The following is an 18,228-nucleotide window of genomic DNA, read 5'->3' as shown; positions in this document are numbered from 1 at the left end:
CAGACGCCTACCCCACCCGCGTGTCTACTTGGACAACGCCGTCACATTGGCCCGCGCCGCGTGCAGCTTTTTGTAGCTGTCGATCAGCCGCTGGTGTCGGTCGAGCCCCTCGAGCTTCATGCTGGTAGGCGTCAATCCGTGGAAGCGTACAGTGCCCTCCACCGAGCCGATGGCGGCGTCCATCCGCTCGTTGCCGAACATCCGGCGGAAGTTGGCTTCGTAGTCTTCCAGTTCCAGGTCTTCGTCCAGCTTCATCTCCAGCAGCACATTCACCGCCTGGTAGAACAAGCCGCGTTCGACGGTGTTGTCGTTGTACTGCAGGAACATTTCCACCGCCTCTTTCGCCTCTTCAAATTTTTGCAGGGCGAGATAAATCAGCAGTTTCAGTTCCAGGATCGTCAACTGACCCCAAGCGGTGTTGTCGTCGAATTCGATGCCGATCAGCGTGGTGATGTCGGTGTAGTCATCCAGTTCACTGTCTTCCAGACGCTTGACCAGTGCTTTGAGGCCGGCCTTGTCCAGGCTGTGCAGGTTCAGAATGTCAGCGCGGAAAAACAGGGCTTTATTGGTGTTATCCCAAATCAGATCGTCGTGCGGGTAAATTTCCGAATAATCCGGCACCAGGATGCGGCAGGCGGTGGCGCCGATGTGTTCATACACCGCCATGTACACTTCCTTGCCCATATTTTCGAGAATGCCGAACAGGGTTGCGGCTTCCTCGGCATTGGAGTTTTCACCCTGACCGGAGAAGTCCCACTCGACGAATTCGTAGTCGGAGCTGGCACTGAAGAAGCGCCATGACACCACGCCGCTGGAGTCGATGAAGTGCTCGACGAAATTGTTCGGCTCGGTCACCGCGTGGCCTTCAAACGTCGGCTGAGGCAAGTCGTTCAGGCCTTCGAAGCTGCGGCCCTGGAGCAGCTCTGTCAGGCTGCGTTCCAGCGCCACTTCCAGGCTCGGGTGGGCGCCAAACGAGGCGAACACGCCACCGGTACGCGGGTTCATCAAGGTGACGCACATTACCGGGAATTCACCCCCCAGGGACGCATCCTTGACCAGCACCGGGAAGCCTTGCTCCTCCAGCGCCTGAATCCCGGCGAGGATCCCCGGGTACTTCGCCAGCACGTCGGCCGGTACATCCGGCAGGGCGAACTCGCCTTCGATGATTTCGCGTTTCACCGCGCGCTCGAAGATTTCCGACAGGCACTGCACCTGCGCTTCGGCCAGGGTATTGCCGGCACTCATGCCGTTGCTCAGGAACAGGTTTTCGATCAGGTTGGACGGAAAGTACACCACCTCACCGTCCGACTGGCGCACAAACGGCAGCGAAACAATGCCGCGCTCTTCATTGCCCGAGTTGGTGTCGTACAGGTGCGAGCCACGCAACTCGCCATCGCGGTTGTAAATCTTCAGGCAATAGTCATCGAGGATTTCGGTCGGCAGCTCATCTTTCGGGCCAGGCTGGAACCAGCGCTCGTCCGGGTAATGCACGAACGCCGCGTTGGCGAGGTCCTCTCCCCAGAACTGATCGTTGTAGAAGAAATTGCAGTTCAACCGTTCGATGAATTCGCCCAGCGCCGACGCCAACGCGCCTTCTTTGGTCGCGCCCTTGCCATTGGTAAAACACATCGGCGAGTGCGCATCGCGGATATGCAGCGACCACACATTGGGAACGATGTTGCGCCACGAAGCGATTTCGATCTTCATGCCCAGGCCGGCGAGAATGCCCGACATGTTGGCGATGGTCTGCTCCAGCGGCAGATCCTTGCCGGCGATGTAAGTGCCCGCCTCTGACATCGAAGCAGGCATCAACAATGCCTGGGCATCGGCGTCGAGGTTTTCCACCTCTTCAATCACGAACTCAGGCCCCGCCTGCACCACCTTCTTCACCGTGCAACGGTCGATGGAACGCAAGATGCCCTGGCGGTCCTTGTCGGAGATATCCGCCGGCAACTCGACCTGAATCTTGAAAATCTGGTTGTAGCGGTTTTCCGGGTCAACGATGTTGTTCTGCGACAGACGGATATTGTCGGTGGGAATGTTGCGGGTCTGGCAGTACAACTTCACAAAGTAAGCCGCACACAACGCCGACGAAGCCAGGAAGTAGTCGAATGGACCCGGTGCCGAACCATCGCCCTTGTAGCGGATGGGTTGATCGGCCACCACGGTGAAGTCATCGAACTTGGCTTCAAGTCGAAGGTTGTCGAGAAAATTGACCTTGATTTCCATGCGGGATTACCAGAATACGAGCTAAACGAATGGCCGCCATTATCCGGCTTTTCCGCCGCAAGTCTTGTGCTTTTCGGTAATGGCCGCAGCGCGCTGCGAAAGCGCTGCGGCGAGGGGCATCAACCCGACGTTTGCACCACCGTCGCTTCCCGGCCCTTGAACGCCAGGGAGAAACAGAAAAAGATCGCCAGGGCAAAACCTGCCGGGAACAGCCAGATGTGCTTCCAGTCGTGGCTGCCTGCGGTGGTCGCATAGTGATCGGTCACCTGCCCCGCCACCCAGAAACCGATCAGCATGCCCAGGCCGTATGTGGCCAACGTGATCAAGCCCTGGGCCGAACTTCTGAACCGTTCCGAGGCTTTGGCGTCGGTGTAGATCTGTCCCGAGACGAAGAAGAAGTCGTAGCAGATGCCATGCAAAGCGATGCCGGTGAACAGCATGAAGGCCAGGTCGCCGTTATTGCCGTAGGCAAACAACAGGTAGCGCAACGCCCACGCCAACATGCCCACCAACAGCGCAAGCTTGATGCCAAAGCGATGAATGAACAGCGGCAGAAGCAGCATGAACAGCACTTCGGACACTTGCCCGATGGCCATCTTCGCCGTGGGGTTGGTCACGCCGATTTCCGCGAGGAACGGGTTGGCATTCTGGTAGTAAAAAGCCAGTGGGATGCAGATCAGAATCGAGGCAATGAAGAACACCAGATAGCTGCGATCCTTGAGCAGACCCAGCGCGTCCAGCCCGAGCATCTGCTTGAGCCCGCCACGCCCCGCTTCCGGCTTCAAGGGCGCAGTGCGCGGCAAGGTGAAGCTGTAGAGCCCCAACAGCAGCGAGGCGATGGCCGACATCAGGAACGTATTGCGCAACCCTCCAGAAGAAATCGCCGTTTGCGAATCCCAGGCGAACACAAAACTGATCACCACACCGGCCACGATCCAGCCGATCGTGCCCCACACGCGTATGCGCGAAAACTCCAGGGCCGGGTCGCTCATCTGGCGGAATGCGACCGAGTTCACCAGGGCCAGGGTCGGCATGTAGATCATCATGTAGGCCAGCACATACGGGTAAAACGTGCTGAAGTCCGGCGCGCGATACAGCTGAAACAGCAACACCGCGCCGATCAGATGCAGCACCGCGAGGATGCGCTCGGCATTGAAGAAACGGTCGGCAATCAGCCCAATCACAAAGGGTGCGATGATCGCCCCCCAGGACTGGGTCGAAAACGCCATGCCGATCTGCCCGCCCGTGGCGCCCAGATTGCTGGCAAGGAACGTACCGAGGGTGACGAACCAGCCACCCCAGATAAAGAACTGCAGGAACATCATTGCGCTGAGTCGCGCATTCATCAAAGTCATAACAGTCACCGTCTTATTGTTGTTTTTTAGCAGCAAGGGACCCGCATCAGGCGTCGGGCAACCCCAGCAATCGCCGGTTGAAACGTTCATCAGCCGACACACCGGCGAAATCGTCGAACGCCTTGCGCGTCTTGGTGATCATGTGTCGCTCGATGAACGCCGCACCTTGCGCAGCACCCTGCGCGGAATCCTTCAGGCAGCATTCCCACTCGAGCACGGCCCAACCGGAAAAGTCGTATTGGGTCAGTTTGCTGAAGATCGATTTGAAATCGATCTGGCCGTCGCCCAACGAGCGGAAGCGCCCTGGCCGCTCGACCCAGCCTTGATAACCGCCGTAGACACCGGAACGGGCATCGGGGCGGAACTCGGCGTCCTTGACGTGGAACATACGGATGCGGTCGTGGTAACGGTCGATGAACCCCAGATAATCCATTTGCTGCAACAGCAGGTGGCTCGGGTCGTAAAGGATCGCGGCGCGGGGATGGTGATTGACCGCCTCGAGAAAACGCTCGAACGATGCGCCGTCATGCAGGTCTTCGCCGGGGTGAATCTCGTAGCACAGGTCGACACCCGCGGCTTCGAAGCAGTCGAGGATCGGCAACCAGCGCTTGGCCAGTTCGGCGAAACCTTGCTCGACCAGACCAGCCGGACGCTGCGGCCACGGGTACATGTACGGCCAGAGCAGTGCGCCGGAAAACGTCGCGTGCGCCTTCAAGCCCAGGCGCTGACTGGCGCGTGCAGCCAGTTTCAACTGATCGATGGCCCAGGCGGTGCGCGCCTCGGGCTGGCCGCGCAGATGCTCCGGCGCGAAGTCATCGAACAGCGTGTCGAACGCCGGGTGCACCGCCACCAGTTGGCCTTGCAGGTGAGTCGACAGTTCACTGATCTCGACCCCCGCCGCGGCGCAGACCGCTTTCAATTCGTCGCAGTAACTCTGGCTTTCGGCGGCACGTGCGAGGTCGATGAACTGCGTTCCCGACGTCGGCAACTGGATGCCCTTGTAACCCTGGGAGGCCGCCCATTGGGCGATGTTGGCCAAAGTATCGAACGGGGCCTCGGCAGACATGAACTGCGCGAGGAAAATCCCCGGGCCGCGCAGGCCGGCCGAGATTTCTGAGGGAGTGGTCACGGAAGTCTCCAGGGTCATGGGGTGCAGACCAGCTCGGTCCACTTGGTGTCGCCGCGATGGTTGGCGATAACGGTTTCGATGAACGCCATGCCACGCAAGCCGATGTTGATGCCGGGCACACCGGGGGCATCATGGCCGGCCACCTCGCCACGAATCGCCGTGGCAAAGTCGCCATAAAGATTGGCCATGGCTTCGAGATACCCTTCGGGGTGCCCGGCGGGCAGGCGCATGCGCTGGCTGGCGGCTTCGCACAACCACGGCTGGCCGACGCCGGAACGCAGGATGCGCAACGGCTGATCAAGGGCGCGATGGACCAGGCTGGCGGGTTCTTCCTGCCGCCACTCCAGACCGCCGTTGTCGCCGTAGACCCGGATTTTCAGCGCGTTCTCTTCACCCGCGCAGACTTGGCTGGCGATCAGCACACCACTGGCGCCATCGGCCATCTTGAACAGCATCGAGGCGTCATCGTCCAACTGCCGGCCTTCGATGTGCACGCCCAGCATCGCGCACAGGTGCTGGATCGGTTGGTCGGCGACAAACTCGGCCAGGGAAAAGGCGTGGGTGCCGATATCGCCGATGCATCCGCCCAACCCGGACTGTTCCGGCAGATCACGCCAGGCAGCCTGCTTGTTGCCCTGCCCGGCCACGTCCTGGCTCAGCCAGCCTTGGGGGTACTCGACAATCACCTTGCGCACCGCACCGATCACTCCGTCGCGCACCATCTCCCGCGCTTGCCAGACCATCGGATAGCCCAGGTAAGTGTGGGCCAGGCCATAGAGACGATTGCTGCGCGTGACGACGTCCTTGAGCGCCAGCAGTTCGGCCAGATTCAATGCCGCAGGTTTTTCGCTGAACACGTGAAACCCTGCACTCAGGGCCTGGCTGGCCACCGGTGCATGCAGGTGATTGGGGGTGACGATGACCACCAGTTCCATGCGCTGCCCAGCGGGCAAGGCGCGCTCGGATTCGATCATATGCCGCCAGTCGCTGTAGCAGCGTGACGCCGACAGGCCCAGTGCCGCGCCAGTACTTTGGTTGTTTTCGGCATCGCGGCTGAACGCACCGCACACCAGTTCAAAGCGCCCATCGAGCCCGGCGGCCTGACGATGAGCCTTGGCGATAAAGGCCCCCTCACCGCCCCCGACAAATCCCATTCTTATTTTTGGCACGGCAGCGTTCATTGCAATTGTTCCCTGATTAAAGCGGATTTCAGGTTGGAATCCGGCCATGATGTAACCGGTTACATCATGGCGGAAATTTAGGCGCTGTTGGGTGACGTGTCAAACCCCGGTTTAACGTCCACGAACATTTCAGCCCATGGCCGACCTGCGGTAAGCTCGCCGGCCGCGCTGTTTGAAAACGAGGTGGTCTTGTCCAATATCCGCGAAGTAGCCCGGCTGGCCGGTGTCTCGGTGGCCACGGTGTCCCGAACATTGAAGTCGCCTGAGCGTGTGCTCCCCGAAACCCGGGACAAGGTCAACGCCGCCGTGGAACAGGCCGGTTATCGACCGAACCTGATGGCGGTGCAGTTTCGTTCGCGCCGGACCGGCAACCTGGTGATTCTGGTGCCGGCCATCGCCAACACTTTTTTCGCCCGGGTCATCAGCGGTGCGCAACAAGCCGCGCAGGCGGCCAACTATCGTTTATTGCTGTGCGACACCCAGGGTCGCGAGGAAATCGAACGGGAGTTCGCCGAGCTGGTGTACAACCATCAAGCCGACGGCGTGATCCAGTTGCGCGCCTACGACCCGTTCCAGGCACCCTTCCCCAGCGCCGAGCTGCCGCCCATCGTCAACGCCTGCGAAGTCATTCAGGGCGGTCGCCATCCGACCATCAGCCTAGACAACCGCGCCGCCGCCAAGGCCATGACCGAACATCTGATCGGGCTCGGCCACCGCCGCATCGGCCTGATCAAAGGCCCGAAAAGCAGCCCTCTGACCCGCGATCGCGTGGCGGGTTATCAGGATGCCTTGCAGCACGCCGGCATTGCCTGCGACCCGGAATTGATCTGTCACGGTGATTTCAGCCTCAAGGCCGGATATGACGGCGCGGCAGCGATGCTGAAACTGCCTGATCGTCCCACTGCGTTGTTTTGCGAAAACGACGAAATGGCCATCGGCGCGCTCAAGTACATCAAGCAACAGGGTCTGCGCGTTCCGCAGGATGTGTCGCTGGTGGGGTTCGACGATATCCCGTTCGCGGCCTATTGCGACCCGCCGCTGACGACCATCGCGCAACCGGCCGAAAGGTTTGGCCAGAAAGCCGTGGAGATGCTGATCGCGCTGATCGAGAAGAAGCCGCTGGCACAGCGGCATGTGGTGTTGCCGTTCGAGCTGACGTTGCGCCAGAGCACGGCCGCACTCAAAAAATCCACCTTGTAGGAGCCGGCTTGTGGGCGATAGCTGACCGCCATTCAACAGTGATGCCGACTGATTAGCCGCCATCGTCAGCAAGCCGGCTCCTACGGGATTTGTCGAGTATTAGTCGCGAAATTGCGTCAGTTGCTGATTCAAGGAACCGGCCTGGTCGCGCAGTTGCCGGGACTGATCGAGCAGGCTGCGAATCGCCTGGTCGTTTTGTTCGGAGATTCGACTGACGCCCTGGATCGCTACCGACAATTGCTCGCCGGTTGCAGCCTGGCTCTGAGTCTGGCGCGCCACTTCGCTGATGCGCGCGAGGATATCCTGGGCATGCTGGCGAATCTGATCCACGCCCTGGGCAGACGTGGTCAGTTGCACCACGCCCTGGCGCACCGCTTCGCCGACCTGCTGCACATTGGCCACGGTGTTGCGCACGTCCGAACCGATGGCGCCGATCATCTCGCCGATTTCACCCGTCGAGCGGCTGGTACGTTCCGCCAGTTGCCGCACTTCGTCCGCCACTACAGCGAACCCTCGACCCTGCTCCCCTGCCCGCGCCGCTTCGATCGCGGCGTTGAGGGCCAGCAGATTGGTCTGATCGGCGATGCTGCGGATCACCGCAATGATCCCGGCAATCTGTTGCGAGCGTTTTTCCAGGTCACCCACCGCGCCCGCCACCACGTCCATGGTCTGGTCGATGTGGGTGATGCCGGCCAGGGTCTGGCTCATGTCGCCGGAAATGTGGGTGGTCAATGCTTCAGTGTTGCGCGCCAGTTGTTCCACGTCTTCGGCTTGCTGGGACATCTCGGTCACCGAGTGCGCCAGCGCCGTGACGCCGCTGGCCATTTCTTCGGTGGCCGTATGTTGCGAAGTCGCACGTTCGGCCACCGCTTGCGTGGTGTTGCCCAGATGATTGGAGATCTGCATCAGTGCCGTGCTGCTCTGTCGAATCGAGCCCACAAAATTCCCCAGACGCTGAATGAATTGGTTGAACGCCCCGGCCAGTTTTCCGGTTTCATCGCCGCTGCGCTGTTCGAAACGCAGCCCCAGTTCTCCACCCCAAGCCTGGATACCGACCGTGAGGCCCGACAACGGACGAATCTGCCACGCCAGCAAATGCCACAGCACAATGGCCAGCAGCAGCAACGCCACCAGGCCAATGATGACCGCGGTGTAAAGGAATTGATTGATCCCGGCCATGGCTTCGGCCAGCGGATAAGCGACCATCAGGGCCCAGTTGTTTGGCGACTTGCCGATGTGCACCGGTTGCAGCACATAGCCCCAGCCATCGTGCTCGAAGCTGTACGACCGGCCGGCCTTGATCGCGTCTTTGGCGGCTGCTGGCAACTCGTCGGCAGGTTGACTCAAACGCTTGGCATCGGGATGGCTGGCGTACAGGCCGTCGCTGGAAATCAGCGCGCCATAGCCTTTGTACGCATCGATGGTCGAGAGCTGGCGGGTGATGCTTTCAAGCGGGATATCGACCCCGGCCACACCCATCGCTTTGCCACCTTGCAACAGCGGCACCATGATCGACACCAACATCACTTTCTGTCCGCTGCCGATGCTGTAGGCATAGGGTTCGGAGGCCCACGGCTGGCGTGAGCGCAGCGGGCGGTAGTAATACTGGTTGTCGGCATTTTCCGGCACGTAACCGCTCAATACCTCGGACTTCACGCCGCCACTGGCACGGTTCCAGTAGGTCAGGTAGCGGCCCGTGGCATCGTGATTCCGCTGGTTAACAAATTCACTGTCCTTGCCGTCGAACGCGTTCGGCTCCCAGTATTGACCCAGCCCCAACAGCGTGGGATTGGCTTCAAACAACTGGCGAGTCATTGCATCGGCGGTTTTGCGATCGACCTGCTGTTGCTGCATCGCGATGGCGACACTGGCCAGGGATTCGGCCACGGTAAAACCGACACCCAGTTCAACTTCAACTTCTTTGGCATTGGCCTTGACGATGGTATCGACCAGGGCAAAAGTTTCTTTTACGGATGAGCCATAGGCGATGTAAGCGATGGAGCCCAGCAGCAGTGCCATAACGGCAACGGCACCAATCAGCGCCGTCCAGAACAGTTTGAAGTGCAGAGAGCGATTAGACATGAACATTCTCGAATGAGCGATTCGTCAACCAGCAAACAGACCGCGCAAAAACGAGGGTGCCGCAGCCCTGCTGGCAGGTAGTTTATAGTTGATATTATTTTGCCACTATATCGAGGCAAACACCTCCTGCGCAACACAATTGAACACTTGATCAATATTAAAAACGGCGAAGAAAAACCGGGGCGATAAACAGCTTCGACACGTTCATCACAAACGTGTCAATGCGAAGGAAACAGGCGGGGTAGACGGTTGCTTAAAGGCATTCCTGTGCGGCGCGTTCAAGCCGCGAAGGGCCGAAGGTCGACGCCAGCAAGGTACGTTCATACAAGAACACCTTGCCCTTGTACGCCTCCAGAACATCGTTGGCCGCGACCTTGCTCGAAACCACGATCCGGTAGCTGCGCGGGGTTTCCGAGACGGTGGCGTGCAACGCGCCTTCATGCAGTTTTGGCAGCACACACTGAGCGTAATCCTCAGGTGCTTTTTTCGTCTGCAAGGTCAGCGTCGGGTCGTTTGGCGTTGAGGCACAACCTGCCAACAGCAAGGGGGCGAAAAGCGCCAGTCGAGTCAATTTTTTCATCGCGCCGGTTCCGGTAGAAGCGTTTCAGATGGGCGCGATTTTCCTTGTTTGCCGCCAGCAACAGAACTTGTGATCGGTGATGGTCACTATTATTCGAACGAATAGTTGGCGTGAACGCATCAATGATCCGAAGCCTGCGGCGGCGTCTCACTGTTCGAGTTTGTCGGCCACCGCCCCGCGCTTGCCCTTGAAGGCTTCGCGCCGTGCCGCGCGCTCTTCGACGTAGGCGGGCGCAGGTTCGCTGATCAGCGTTTCGCGGCTCAGCAACTCACCACAATGTCCGCACAACGGCCCCAGCCCTGCAGGCTGGCCGCAGGTCTTGTGGGTGTAACGCACGGCCAGGCCCTCATCCGCGGATTTGCACCACGTCTCACCCCAGGCACGCAGCGCTAATACCACCGAGTAAAACGCCTCACCCTTGGCGCTGAGGTGGTACTCGTAGCGCGGGGGCCGCTCGCTGTAGGCGCGGCGCTCGACCATGCCGTCAGCCTCCAGGCTTTTAAGACGTGCCGCGACCATTTGCGGGGTGCCGCCCGTCTGCGCCTGAATCTCGTCATAACGATGATTGCGCATGAACAATTCGCGTAAAACCAGCACGGTCCAGCGATCGCCGACGATGTCCTCGGCCCGCGCAATCGGGCACAACGTTTCAGGACTATTCTTCTTTACCGCCATACGGGCTTGCCTCTTTCCTAGTTGCTATGATTATCATATTAACACCATGCCAAGGCAATCCCATGGCATGGGTCAGTCTAAATCCCTGGAGAATCAGTCATGTCCAACGCAGCCTACCCGCTTGACCGGACCGCTTACCTGCTGGTCGATCCCTACAACGATTTCCTGTCCGAAGGCGGCAAGATCTTCCCCCTGCTCGAACCCATCGCCAACCAGGTCGGCCTGCTCGATAACCTGCGCAGCCTCGACCGCACCGTCCGCGCCCTCGACATCCAGGTGGTCATCGTACCGCACCGTCGCTGGGAGCAAGGCGACTACGAAACCTGGGATCACCCCAGCCCCACCCAATGCAAGATCCAGCACATGCACCACTTCGCACGTGGCGAATGGGGCGGCGAATGGCATCCCGATTTTGCGCCGCAGGACGGCGACATCATCGTTCAGGAGCATTGGGGTTCCAGCGGCTTTGCCAATACCGACCTGGATTTCCGCCTCAAGCAGCAAGGCATTACCCACGTGATCATCGTCGGATTGCTCGCCAACACCTGCATCGAAGCCACCGCTCGTTACGCACAGGAGCTCGGCTACCACGTCACCCTGGTGCGCGACGCCACGGCCGCTTTCAAGCCGGAAATGATGCACGCCGCCCATGAACTCAACGGCCCGACGTACGCCCATTCGATCGTGACGACCGAGCAACTGATCGCCACCCTCAAGTCGTGAGCTGAAAATGAAACTGACCGGAAACCTGTTAATCGGCGCCAACGAAGTCCCCGCCAGTGCCGGGACCATGAAAGCGCTTAATCCCTCGACCAATCAGCTCATCGAGCCGGACTTCGCCTTCGGCGGCGTGGTGGAAGTGGACATGGCGGCGAACCTCGCCGACGAAGCGTTCGACCATTACAGCCATACCTCGCTGACTGAACGGGCGGCGTTCCTCGAGCGCATCGCCGATAACCTCGATGCGGTCACCCTGCCCTTGGCAGCACGGGCCGCGCTGGAAACCGGCCTGCCCGAGGCGCAACTTCAGGGCGAAGCGGCGAAGGCCGCGACCCAGTTCCGCCAGTTTGCCGAAGTGGTGCGCAAAGGCCGCTTCCTGCAACTGGCCATCGATCCAGCCCAGCCCGATCGCCAGCCACGACCGCGCATGGATCACCGCTTGCAGAAAATCGCCCTCGGCCCGGTGGCCATTTTCGGCGCAAGCAACTTCCCCATCAGTTACTCGGTGGCCGGTGGCGATACCGCCTCGGCACTGGCGGCCGGCGCGACGGTGATCGTCAAAGCGCACAACGCCCACCCTGGCGCTTCGGAGATTCAGGCAAAGGCCATTCGCAAAGCCGTGCAGGACAGCGGATTGCCTGAAGGCGTGTTCTCCATGGTGCGGGGCGGCGGCAATGCCATCGGCGAGGCGTTGGTTGACCATCCGCTGATCAAGGCCGTGACGTTCACCGGTTCCGAACAGGGCGGCATGGCGCTCTATCGCCGCGCTCAACGGCGGCCTGAGCCGATCCCGGTGTTCACCGAGATGACCAGCGTCAACCCGACATTCATTCTGCCCCAGGCAATGACCGCTCGCGGCGCGCAGATCGGTGACGGATTCGTCGAGCGCATGTTGGTCAACGTCGGGCAAGCCTGCCTCAAGCCGGCGATCCTGATTGCAATCGAGGGCGACGGCTTCGACGCCATGCGCGCGGCCATGATCAAACGCGTGGCAGATGCACCGGCGCGCCCTATGTTGACGCCGGGCATTCACGCGTCCTACCTCAACGGTCTGGACCAACTGCAAAGCGCTGGCGCCCGATCGGTGGTTGAAGGCTCGGCAGCGGTGGCGGACCTGGACGGCCAGTCAGCCTTGCTGGAAGTGGACGGCGAACGCTTCCTCAGTGAAGCGGCCCTGGCACACGAAGTCTTTGGTCCGGCAGCGTTGCTGGTGAAGGTAACGGATCAAGCGCAAATGCTCGCGGTGGCTCGTGCACTGCGCGGTCAATTGAGCGCGGCCATGCATCTGGAAGAGGACGATTTTGAGCTGGCCCGCCGATTACTGCCGATTCTGGAACGGCGGACCGGACGTATCGTGGTCAACGCGTTTGCCCATCCGCAGGAAGTGTCATACGCGACCATTCACGGCGGACCGTTTCCAGCATCGTCAGACAGCCGCTTCACCTCTGTGGGCATGACGTCGATAGAACGCTTTTTGCGTCCGTTGTCCTATCAGGGCTTCCCTGATGCGTTGTTGCCGGAGGTCTTGCGTGACAGCAACCCCTTCGGTGTGCCGCGCAGCGTGGACGGTCAGTAAGCCCATACAGAAATCCGGCGCAACGCAACCGTAGCGTTACGCCGGGCGTTTGTACATGCCATGCACCTGATTGCGACCGTTGCGCTTGGCTTCATACAGTCCGTCATCGGCGCGGGTCACCAGGCTTTCCAGACTTTCACCGGGCTCAGCGAAAGCGACACCAAAAGACGCGGTGATGGTATCCAGCACGGTATCGGTGCCACGCGCCTTGATCCGCAACGATTGCACTTTCAGGCGCAGTTGCTCGGCGAACGCAAGGGCGCTGGCCAGATCGGCGCAGCCTTCCAGCACGACGCAGAACTCCTCGCCGCCGTAACGTCCGGCGAACGCATTGGCGGGCAGCGCGCCGCGCAACACCTGCCCGACATGCTGCAAAACGCGGTCGCCCAAGGGGTGGCCGTATTGATCGTTGAATTGCTTGAAATGGTCGATGTCGAGCATGACCAGTGCCACGCCCCGGGAGGCCTTGCTCAACGCCTTTTCCAGCAAACGCGTAAACGCCGTGCGATTGAGCAGTTCGGTCAGGCCATCGAGGGTCGCCGCCCGTTGGGCGCGCTCCAGCTTGTCGCGCAGGGTCTTGATTTCGTTTTGCGCCGACTGCAACTGGCCGAGGAAATGTTCCTGCTGGCTCTGCATCACGCGGGTACTTTGCTGCAGCTCAATGAGAATGCCCGGCAAGCGGTCACTGGCCGGTTCGTCGAGCATTTCAAGACACTGCCCCAAACGATTCTGGAAGGTCTGGCTGCCCATCACACTGCGCGAAACGTCGCGCTCCATACCATCAACCAGACTGAAGACCTGTTGCTGCTCGGCGCGAACGTCTTCGAGTTCGTCACGAATGATGTATTCGCGAAACAGCCGGGACGCGGACTCCGGCGGGCATCCGTCGAAGTCGCGGAGAACCCTGTCCAAGTGCCGGTTGAGCTCCGGATCCTGACCTTTGCTGTAGGTGTACCAGAGCGCGTAATGCACAGGATTGGGTGGAATGTTATGGCGAACCATCAAGGGGACGGCTTGCTTGAGCAACGCCGCTGCCTCGCGGGAGTCTTCCGGATACAGCGCTAGAACATTCGCACGCGATTCTGATTGGCTCATGGCATCACTGTAGTTATTAATCGATGGCATTCAGACGACGCGCAGAGCATACCGATACCCCCGACAAACGGCTATCCCGCTTTGGTTTGGGAAGTCATGGGCAAATGGCAGTTCCTACAGAATTTTCATGTTGAAGCACAACAATCAACATTATTTGTCATAAAAAGATGTCACAATGACACTACACCACTGCCGTAAAGATTCGGCGGTCACGAAAAACGTCGGCAGCGTGAGAAAACGCCATGTCCCTGAAAGCGCTGTTCATTTACTGGCCACTGTTGTCCATCGCCACTGCCGCCGTGCTGTGTCGCCTGATTCACAAAGCCAAACTGGCTGATCGTGCACTGCAAGCACAACAGCGGGACTCCGCGCCTCGCGAATGCAGGGTCGGGGTTCAGCGTTCGCACAGTGATGATGAGTCGGATCGCCTTGCGGCGTGATCCGAGGGTTTTACAACATCGCGCATAAAAAAACCGGCCTGTTCAAGGCCGGTTTTTTTATTCACTCAACAACACTTCGGTCCAGCCTTGCTGCCGTAACGGGCCTCCTGGCGTTCACGAAAGAACGCCTCGTAGTCCATCAGCGGCTTGTCCGGGTGTTTGGTCTGCATGTGCTCGACGTAGTTGTCGTAGTCGGGCATGCCGACCATCAGGCGCGCGGCCTGACCGAGGTATTTACCGAGGCGACTCAGGTCATTGAACATGATCAGGCATCCGGCAGCGCTTGGTAGGGCGCTTCTTTATCCGTGCGTTCCTTGGTGCCCCAGGCGGCGATGCCGACCTTGAGCGCAAAGAACAGGATGCTGAACACCACGAACAGGAACAAAGCGGTCAGCGTTGCATTGGTGTAGGCGTTGAAGATCACGTGCTGCATCTGGTCAACGCTCTTCGCCGGGGCCAGCACCTGACCATTGGCCAGCGCATCGCTGTACTTCTTGGCCAGGGCCAGGAAGCCGATTGCCGGATTGGCGTCGAACAGCTTGATGAAGCCTGCGGTGGTGGTGCAGATCAGCAGCCAAACCGCCGGCAGCAACGTCACCCAGACATAACGCTGGCGTTTCATCTTGATCAGCACGACGGTGCCGAGCATCAGCGCGATACCAGCCAGCATCTGGTTAGAGATACCGAACAGCGGCCACAGGGTATTGATGCCGCCCAGTGGGTCGATCACGCCTTGGTACAGCAGATATCCCCACATCGCCACGCAACCGGCGGTCGCCACCAGGTTGGCGGTCCAGGACTCGGTGCGTTTCAGCGCCGGTACGAACGAGCCGAGCAAGTCCTGCAGCATGAAGCGACCGGCACGGGTACCGGCGTCCACAGCGGTGAGAATGAACAGCGCTTCGAACAGGATCGCGAAGTGGTACCAGAACGCCATGGTGTTTTCACCCGGCAGCACACTGTGCAGGATCTGCGCGATACCGACCGCCAGGGTCGGTGCACCACCGGCACGGGCCAGGATCGTGGTTTCACCGATGTCATGGGCGACCGCTTGCAGCGCTTCCGGAGTGATGGCAAAGCCCCAGCTGCTGACGGTTTGCGCGACGGTAACAGCATCGGCACCGACGACGGCGGCCGGACTGTTCATGGCGAAGTACACACCCGGATCGATCACCGAGGCAGCCACCATGGCCATGATCGCCACAAACGACTCCATCAGCATGCCGCCGTAACCGATGTAGCGGGCATGACCTTCACTGGCCAGCAACTTCGGCGTGGTGCCGGAAGCAATCAGCGAGTGGAAACCGGAGACCGCGCCACAGGCGATGGTGATGAACAGGAACGGGAACAGACCGCCCTTCCATACCGGTCCGGTGCCGTCGACGAACTGGGTCAGCGCCGGCATTCTCAGCTCAGGCATGGTCACCAGAATACCGATGGCCAGGGCAACGATGGTGCCGATTTTCAGGAACGTCGAGAGGTAGTCTCGCGGTGCCAGGATCAGCCACACCGGCAGAACCGCAGCGACAAACCCGTAGCCAATCAGCATCCAGGTAATTTGCACGCCGGTGAAGCTGAAGGCCTTGGCCCACACTGGATCGGCAGCAATCTGCCCGCCCAGCCAGATCGAACCCAGCAGCAGCAATACGCCGATGACGGAAATTTCACCGATACGGCCCGGACGGATGTAGCGCATGTAGATGCCCATGAACATCGCGATCGGGATAGTCGCCATGACGGTGAACATGCCCCACGGGCTTTCAGCCAGGGCTTTCACCACGATCAACGCCAGCACCGCAAGGATGATGATCATGATCAGGAAGCAGCCAAACAGCGCGATGGTGCCGGGAATGCGGCCCATTTCTTCGCGGACCATGTCGCCCAAAGAGCGACCGTTGCGGCGGGTGGACATGAACAGGACCATGAAGTCCTGAACGGCACCGGCCAGCACCACGCCGGCGATCAGCCACAGCGTGCCAGGCAGATAGCCCATTTGCGCCGCCAGAACCGGACCCACCAGTGGCCCGGCACCGGCAATGGCCGCAAAGTGGTGACCAAAAAGCACGTGCTTGTTGGTCGGGACATAGTCCAGACCATCATTATTGAGTACGGCGGGGGTGGCGCGATTGGGATCCAGTTGCATCACTTTATTGGCGATGAACAGGCTGTAATAGCGGTAGGCGACAAGGTAGATGGCAACAGCTGCGACGACGATCCACAGGGCGTTGATCGCTTCGCCGCGGCGCAAGGCCACGACACTCAGCGCAATCGCTCCCAGGACAGCCACGGCAAACCAGCCGAGGTGTTTAGCCAGACGGGGCATAGAGGGTCTCCTGCCGACAGCTCGTGACTGCGGCGGTAATTTTTATAATTGTGTCCGCTGTGCGGAGCTGGCCCAATATCCGCGCATGCCGTCCACAAATAAATCCGCGTTACTACGTACGCGCTCTCTACGTAGTTCTACGTAGACGGAGGTTGGTCTTTCCACTCAATGACATCCCGCTCACCGGTCATTCCGTCCAGCCGCGCTACTGGCCCGCCCTCGCTTTGGCATATGATGCCGAGCCTTCGCCCTCCCCGGCCCCGCCAGGATTAGAGATGCAGCTCAAACACAAGATCGTCGCCCTCGGGATTCTGCCGCTGGTGCTGGCCATTGCCGTCATCTGCGCGCTGGTGATTTCCCTGAATCGCCAACTCGGTGATCAGCAGGCTCAGTTGATCGAAGACAGCATTCTGGCGAGCAAACGCGCGGAACTGAAAAACTACGTCGAAATGGCGCAAAGCCTGATCGAGCCGCTTTACGACGACGGTCACGGTGACGTCCACGCCCAGCAAAAAGTGCTCGAAGAGTTGCGCAAACTCAGTTTCGGTATCAACGGCTACTTCTTCGTGTACGACCACGAGGGCCGCAGCCTGATGCACGCGCGGCAGTCGGAACTGGTGGGCAAATACCTCTGGGACATGAAAGACCCCCATGGCCTTCCGGTCATCCAGGCCTTGCTCAAAAGCGCGCAGTCGGGTGAAGGCTTTCAACGCTATGCCTGGAACAAGCCGTCCTCCGGTCAAGTGACCGACAAGCTAGCCTACGTGGTGATGCTCGATCGCTGGGGCTGGATGCTCGGCACCGGCATCTACCTCGAAGACGTCGAGCGCGCCACCCAACAGGCCCGAGACGAAGTGGCGATGGGCATCCGCAAGACCATGATGGCGATTGCCGTGGTCGCCCTCGTCGCGGTGCTGTTCGTGTTCGCCACCGGCATGACCCTCAACGTCAGTGAGCACCGTCTGGCGGACAAAAAACTGCAGCGCCTGACCCAGCGTATCGTCAGCCTCCAGGAGGAAGAACGCTCACGGGTATCCCGCGAGCTGCATGACGGCATCAGCCAGGTGCTGGTCTCGATCAAGTTTCAGTTCGAACTGGCCAGCCATCTGCTGGAAAACGGTCAGGCCCAGGACAAAGGCCTGGGCACGTTAAGAGACGCCACCGAACGGCTGGGCGAAGCGATTGGCGAGGTGCGCAGCCTTTCTCACGACCTGCGCTCATCCTTGCTCGACACCCTTGGCCTGTCGGCCGCGATCGGCCAATTGGCCGCGGAATTCGAACAGCGCAGCGGACTCACGGTGACCTATGACGACAATGAGTTCGACTGTCAGCTGGTGGATGGCGCCGCTGTTGCATTGTTCCGCATCGTGCAGGAAGGCCTGACCAATATCGAACGTCATGCCGGGGCAAAAAACGTTTCCATTACCCTGCGCGGCTGTGAACAATCCGTGCGGCTGACCGTGGTCGACGACGGTGTGGGTTTCAACGTCGCCCAGGTCGAACGGCGTCACGCCGGCATCGGCCTGCGCAATATCCGCGAACGTGTCGAGCATTTTGGTGGCCGCTTCGAACTGATTTCGATGGCGGGACGCAGCGAGCTGGATGTTCTGCTTCCGATGCAACTGCCCCCCCGCCAACGCTGA

Annotated in this window: 14 protein-coding genes and 2 pseudogenes; 5 read left to right on the top strand and 11 right to left on the bottom strand. The window is 60.1% G+C overall.

Going from position 1 to position 18,228, the window contains the following annotated elements; genetic code table 11:
- Positions 1 to 24: 24 nt before the first annotated feature.
- The 4 genes from M5G20_RS14635 to M5G20_RS14620 form a co-directional block, all read right to left on the bottom strand.
- Positions 25 to 2,229 (bottom strand): OsmC domain/YcaO domain-containing protein, encoded by a 2,205-nt coding sequence (locus M5G20_RS14635; RefSeq protein ID WP_273919641.1) that lies wholly within the window; start codon positions 2,227 to 2,229, stop codon positions 25 to 27.
- 119 nt (positions 2,230 to 2,348) lie between these two features.
- Complete coding sequence (locus M5G20_RS14630; RefSeq protein ID WP_273919640.1) at positions 2,349 to 3,584, bottom strand: nucleoside permease; 1,236 nt, start codon at positions 3,582 to 3,584, stop codon at positions 2,349 to 2,351.
- A gap of 46 nt (positions 3,585 to 3,630) precedes the next feature.
- Positions 3,631 to 4,731, bottom strand: a complete 1,101-nt coding sequence (locus M5G20_RS14625) for a sugar phosphate isomerase/epimerase family protein (protein WP_273919639.1) — start codon at positions 4,729 to 4,731, stop codon at positions 3,631 to 3,633.
- Positions 4,728 to 5,894, bottom strand: coding sequence for a Gfo/Idh/MocA family protein (locus M5G20_RS14620; RefSeq protein WP_273919638.1), 1,167 nt, complete (start codon positions 5,892 to 5,894; stop codon positions 4,728 to 4,730). Before M5G20_RS14620 ends, M5G20_RS14625 begins: the two co-directional genes overlap by 4 nt.
- A gap of 189 nt (positions 5,895 to 6,083) precedes the next feature.
- Between M5G20_RS14620 and M5G20_RS14615 the strand changes: the two genes are divergently transcribed.
- The gene (locus M5G20_RS14615) at positions 6,084 to 7,094 is read left to right on the top strand and encodes a LacI family DNA-binding transcriptional regulator (RefSeq protein ID WP_273919637.1); all 1,011 of its coding nucleotides are present in this window, start codon (positions 6,084 to 6,086) and stop codon (positions 7,092 to 7,094) included.
- A gap of 99 nt (positions 7,095 to 7,193) precedes the next feature.
- Here the strand turns inward: M5G20_RS14615 and M5G20_RS30300 are convergent.
- From M5G20_RS30300 to M5G20_RS14600, 4 genes and pseudogenes are all read right to left on the bottom strand, one after another.
- Positions 7,194 to 7,730: pseudogene (locus M5G20_RS30300) on the bottom strand (methyl-accepting chemotaxis protein); the annotation flags it as partial.
- A gap of 324 nt (positions 7,731 to 8,054) precedes the next feature.
- Positions 8,055 to 8,909: pseudogene (locus M5G20_RS30295) on the bottom strand (PDC sensor domain-containing protein); the annotation flags it as partial.
- Positions 8,910 to 9,429: 520 nt separating this feature from the next.
- The gene (locus M5G20_RS14605) at positions 9,430 to 9,756 is read right to left on the bottom strand and encodes a hypothetical protein (RefSeq protein WP_150736328.1); all 327 of its coding nucleotides are present in this window, start codon (positions 9,754 to 9,756) and stop codon (positions 9,430 to 9,432) included.
- 147 nt (positions 9,757 to 9,903) lie between these two features.
- The gene (locus M5G20_RS14600) at positions 9,904 to 10,431 is read right to left on the bottom strand and encodes a winged helix-turn-helix transcriptional regulator (protein WP_273919635.1); all 528 of its coding nucleotides are present in this window, start codon (positions 10,429 to 10,431) and stop codon (positions 9,904 to 9,906) included.
- Between the two features lie 99 nt (positions 10,432 to 10,530).
- On the opposite strand from M5G20_RS14600, the gene M5G20_RS14595 reads away from it, so the two are divergent.
- Together M5G20_RS14595 and M5G20_RS14590 are read left to right on the top strand one after the other, a co-directional pair.
- Complete coding sequence (locus M5G20_RS14595) at positions 10,531 to 11,154, top strand: isochorismatase family cysteine hydrolase (protein WP_273919634.1); 624 nt, start codon at positions 10,531 to 10,533, stop codon at positions 11,152 to 11,154.
- Positions 11,155 to 11,161: 7 nt separating this feature from the next.
- Complete coding sequence (locus tag M5G20_RS14590; RefSeq protein WP_273919633.1) at positions 11,162 to 12,727, top strand: aldehyde dehydrogenase (NADP(+)); 1,566 nt, start codon at positions 11,162 to 11,164, stop codon at positions 12,725 to 12,727.
- Positions 12,728 to 12,763: 36 nt separating this feature from the next.
- Here the strand turns inward: M5G20_RS14590 and M5G20_RS14585 are convergent, their stop codons facing one another.
- On the bottom strand, positions 12,764 to 13,822 hold the full coding sequence (locus M5G20_RS14585; RefSeq protein WP_273919632.1) for a GGDEF domain-containing protein: 1,059 nt from the start codon (positions 13,820 to 13,822) through the stop codon (positions 12,764 to 12,766).
- Positions 13,823 to 14,064: 242 nt separating this feature from the next.
- Between M5G20_RS14585 and M5G20_RS14580 the strand changes: the two genes are divergently transcribed.
- Positions 14,065 to 14,262 carry a hypothetical protein gene (locus M5G20_RS14580; protein ID WP_273919631.1) on the top strand — a complete coding sequence of 66 codons (198 nt, stop codon included), beginning with the start codon at positions 14,065 to 14,067 and terminating at the stop codon, positions 14,260 to 14,262.
- A gap of 65 nt (positions 14,263 to 14,327) precedes the next feature.
- On the opposite strand, the gene M5G20_RS14575 is transcribed toward M5G20_RS14580, so the two are convergent.
- Both M5G20_RS14575 and M5G20_RS14570 read right to left on the bottom strand, forming a co-directional pair.
- Positions 14,328 to 14,525 carry a YbdD/YjiX family protein gene (locus M5G20_RS14575; RefSeq protein WP_034150399.1) on the bottom strand — a complete coding sequence of 66 codons (198 nt, stop codon included), beginning with the start codon at positions 14,523 to 14,525 and terminating at the stop codon, positions 14,328 to 14,330.
- A gap of 2 nt (positions 14,526 to 14,527) precedes the next feature.
- Positions 14,528 to 16,585, bottom strand: a complete 2,058-nt coding sequence (locus M5G20_RS14570) for a carbon starvation CstA family protein (protein WP_075949493.1) — start codon at positions 16,583 to 16,585, stop codon at positions 14,528 to 14,530.
- 275 nt (positions 16,586 to 16,860) lie between these two features.
- Between M5G20_RS14570 and M5G20_RS14565 the strand changes: the two genes are divergently transcribed.
- Positions 16,861 to 18,228: a cache domain-containing protein gene (locus M5G20_RS14565; RefSeq protein ID WP_273919630.1), complete on the top strand. Its 1,368-nt coding sequence runs from the start codon at positions 16,861 to 16,863 to the stop codon at positions 18,226 to 18,228.

The organism is Pseudomonas sp. TNT2022 ID1044 (assembly GCF_028656895.1).
Lineage (GTDB): Bacteria > Pseudomonadota > Gammaproteobacteria > Pseudomonadales > Pseudomonadaceae > Aquipseudomonas > Aquipseudomonas reinekei.
Note: the sequence above shows the minus strand (reverse complement) of the source record. Positions and strands in the feature narration are given on the sequence as shown.

What these genes read in the sequence shown, in the direction of transcription:
- M5G20_RS14635 (WP_273919641.1), bottom strand. Translation starts at nt 2,229, where the DNA reads ATGGAAATCAAGGTCAATTTTCTCGACAACCTTCGACTTGAAGCCAAG.
- M5G20_RS14630 (WP_273919640.1), bottom strand. Translation starts at nt 3,584, where the DNA reads ATGACTTTGATGAATGCGCGACTCAGCGCAATGATGTTCCTGCAGTTC.
- M5G20_RS14625 (WP_273919639.1), bottom strand. Translation starts at nt 4,731, where the DNA reads ATGACCCTGGAGACTTCCGTGACCACTCCCTCAGAAATCTCGGCCGGC.
- M5G20_RS14620 (WP_273919638.1), bottom strand. Translation starts at nt 5,894, where the DNA reads ATGAACGCTGCCGTGCCAAAAATAAGAATGGGATTTGTCGGGGGCGGT.
- M5G20_RS14605 (WP_150736328.1), bottom strand. Translation starts at nt 9,756, where the DNA reads ATGAAAAAATTGACTCGACTGGCGCTTTTCGCCCCCTTGCTGTTGGCA.
- M5G20_RS14600 (WP_273919635.1), bottom strand. Translation starts at nt 10,431, where the DNA reads ATGGCGGTAAAGAAGAATAGTCCTGAAACGTTGTGCCCGATTGCGCGG.
- M5G20_RS14595 (WP_273919634.1), top strand. Translation starts at nt 10,531, where the DNA reads ATGTCCAACGCAGCCTACCCGCTTGACCGGACCGCTTACCTGCTGGTC.
- M5G20_RS14590 (WP_273919633.1), top strand. Translation starts at nt 11,162, where the DNA reads ATGAAACTGACCGGAAACCTGTTAATCGGCGCCAACGAAGTCCCCGCC.
- M5G20_RS14585 (WP_273919632.1), bottom strand. Translation starts at nt 13,822, where the DNA reads ATGAGCCAATCAGAATCGCGTGCGAATGTTCTAGCGCTGTATCCGGAA.
- M5G20_RS14580 (WP_273919631.1), top strand. Translation starts at nt 14,065, where the DNA reads ATGTCCCTGAAAGCGCTGTTCATTTACTGGCCACTGTTGTCCATCGCC.
- M5G20_RS14575 (WP_034150399.1), bottom strand. Translation starts at nt 14,525, where the DNA reads ATGTTCAATGACCTGAGTCGCCTCGGTAAATACCTCGGTCAGGCCGCG.
- M5G20_RS14570 (WP_075949493.1), bottom strand. Translation starts at nt 16,585, where the DNA reads ATGCCCCGTCTGGCTAAACACCTCGGCTGGTTTGCCGTGGCTGTCCTG.
- M5G20_RS14565 (WP_273919630.1), top strand. Translation starts at nt 16,861, where the DNA reads ATGCAGCTCAAACACAAGATCGTCGCCCTCGGGATTCTGCCGCTGGTG.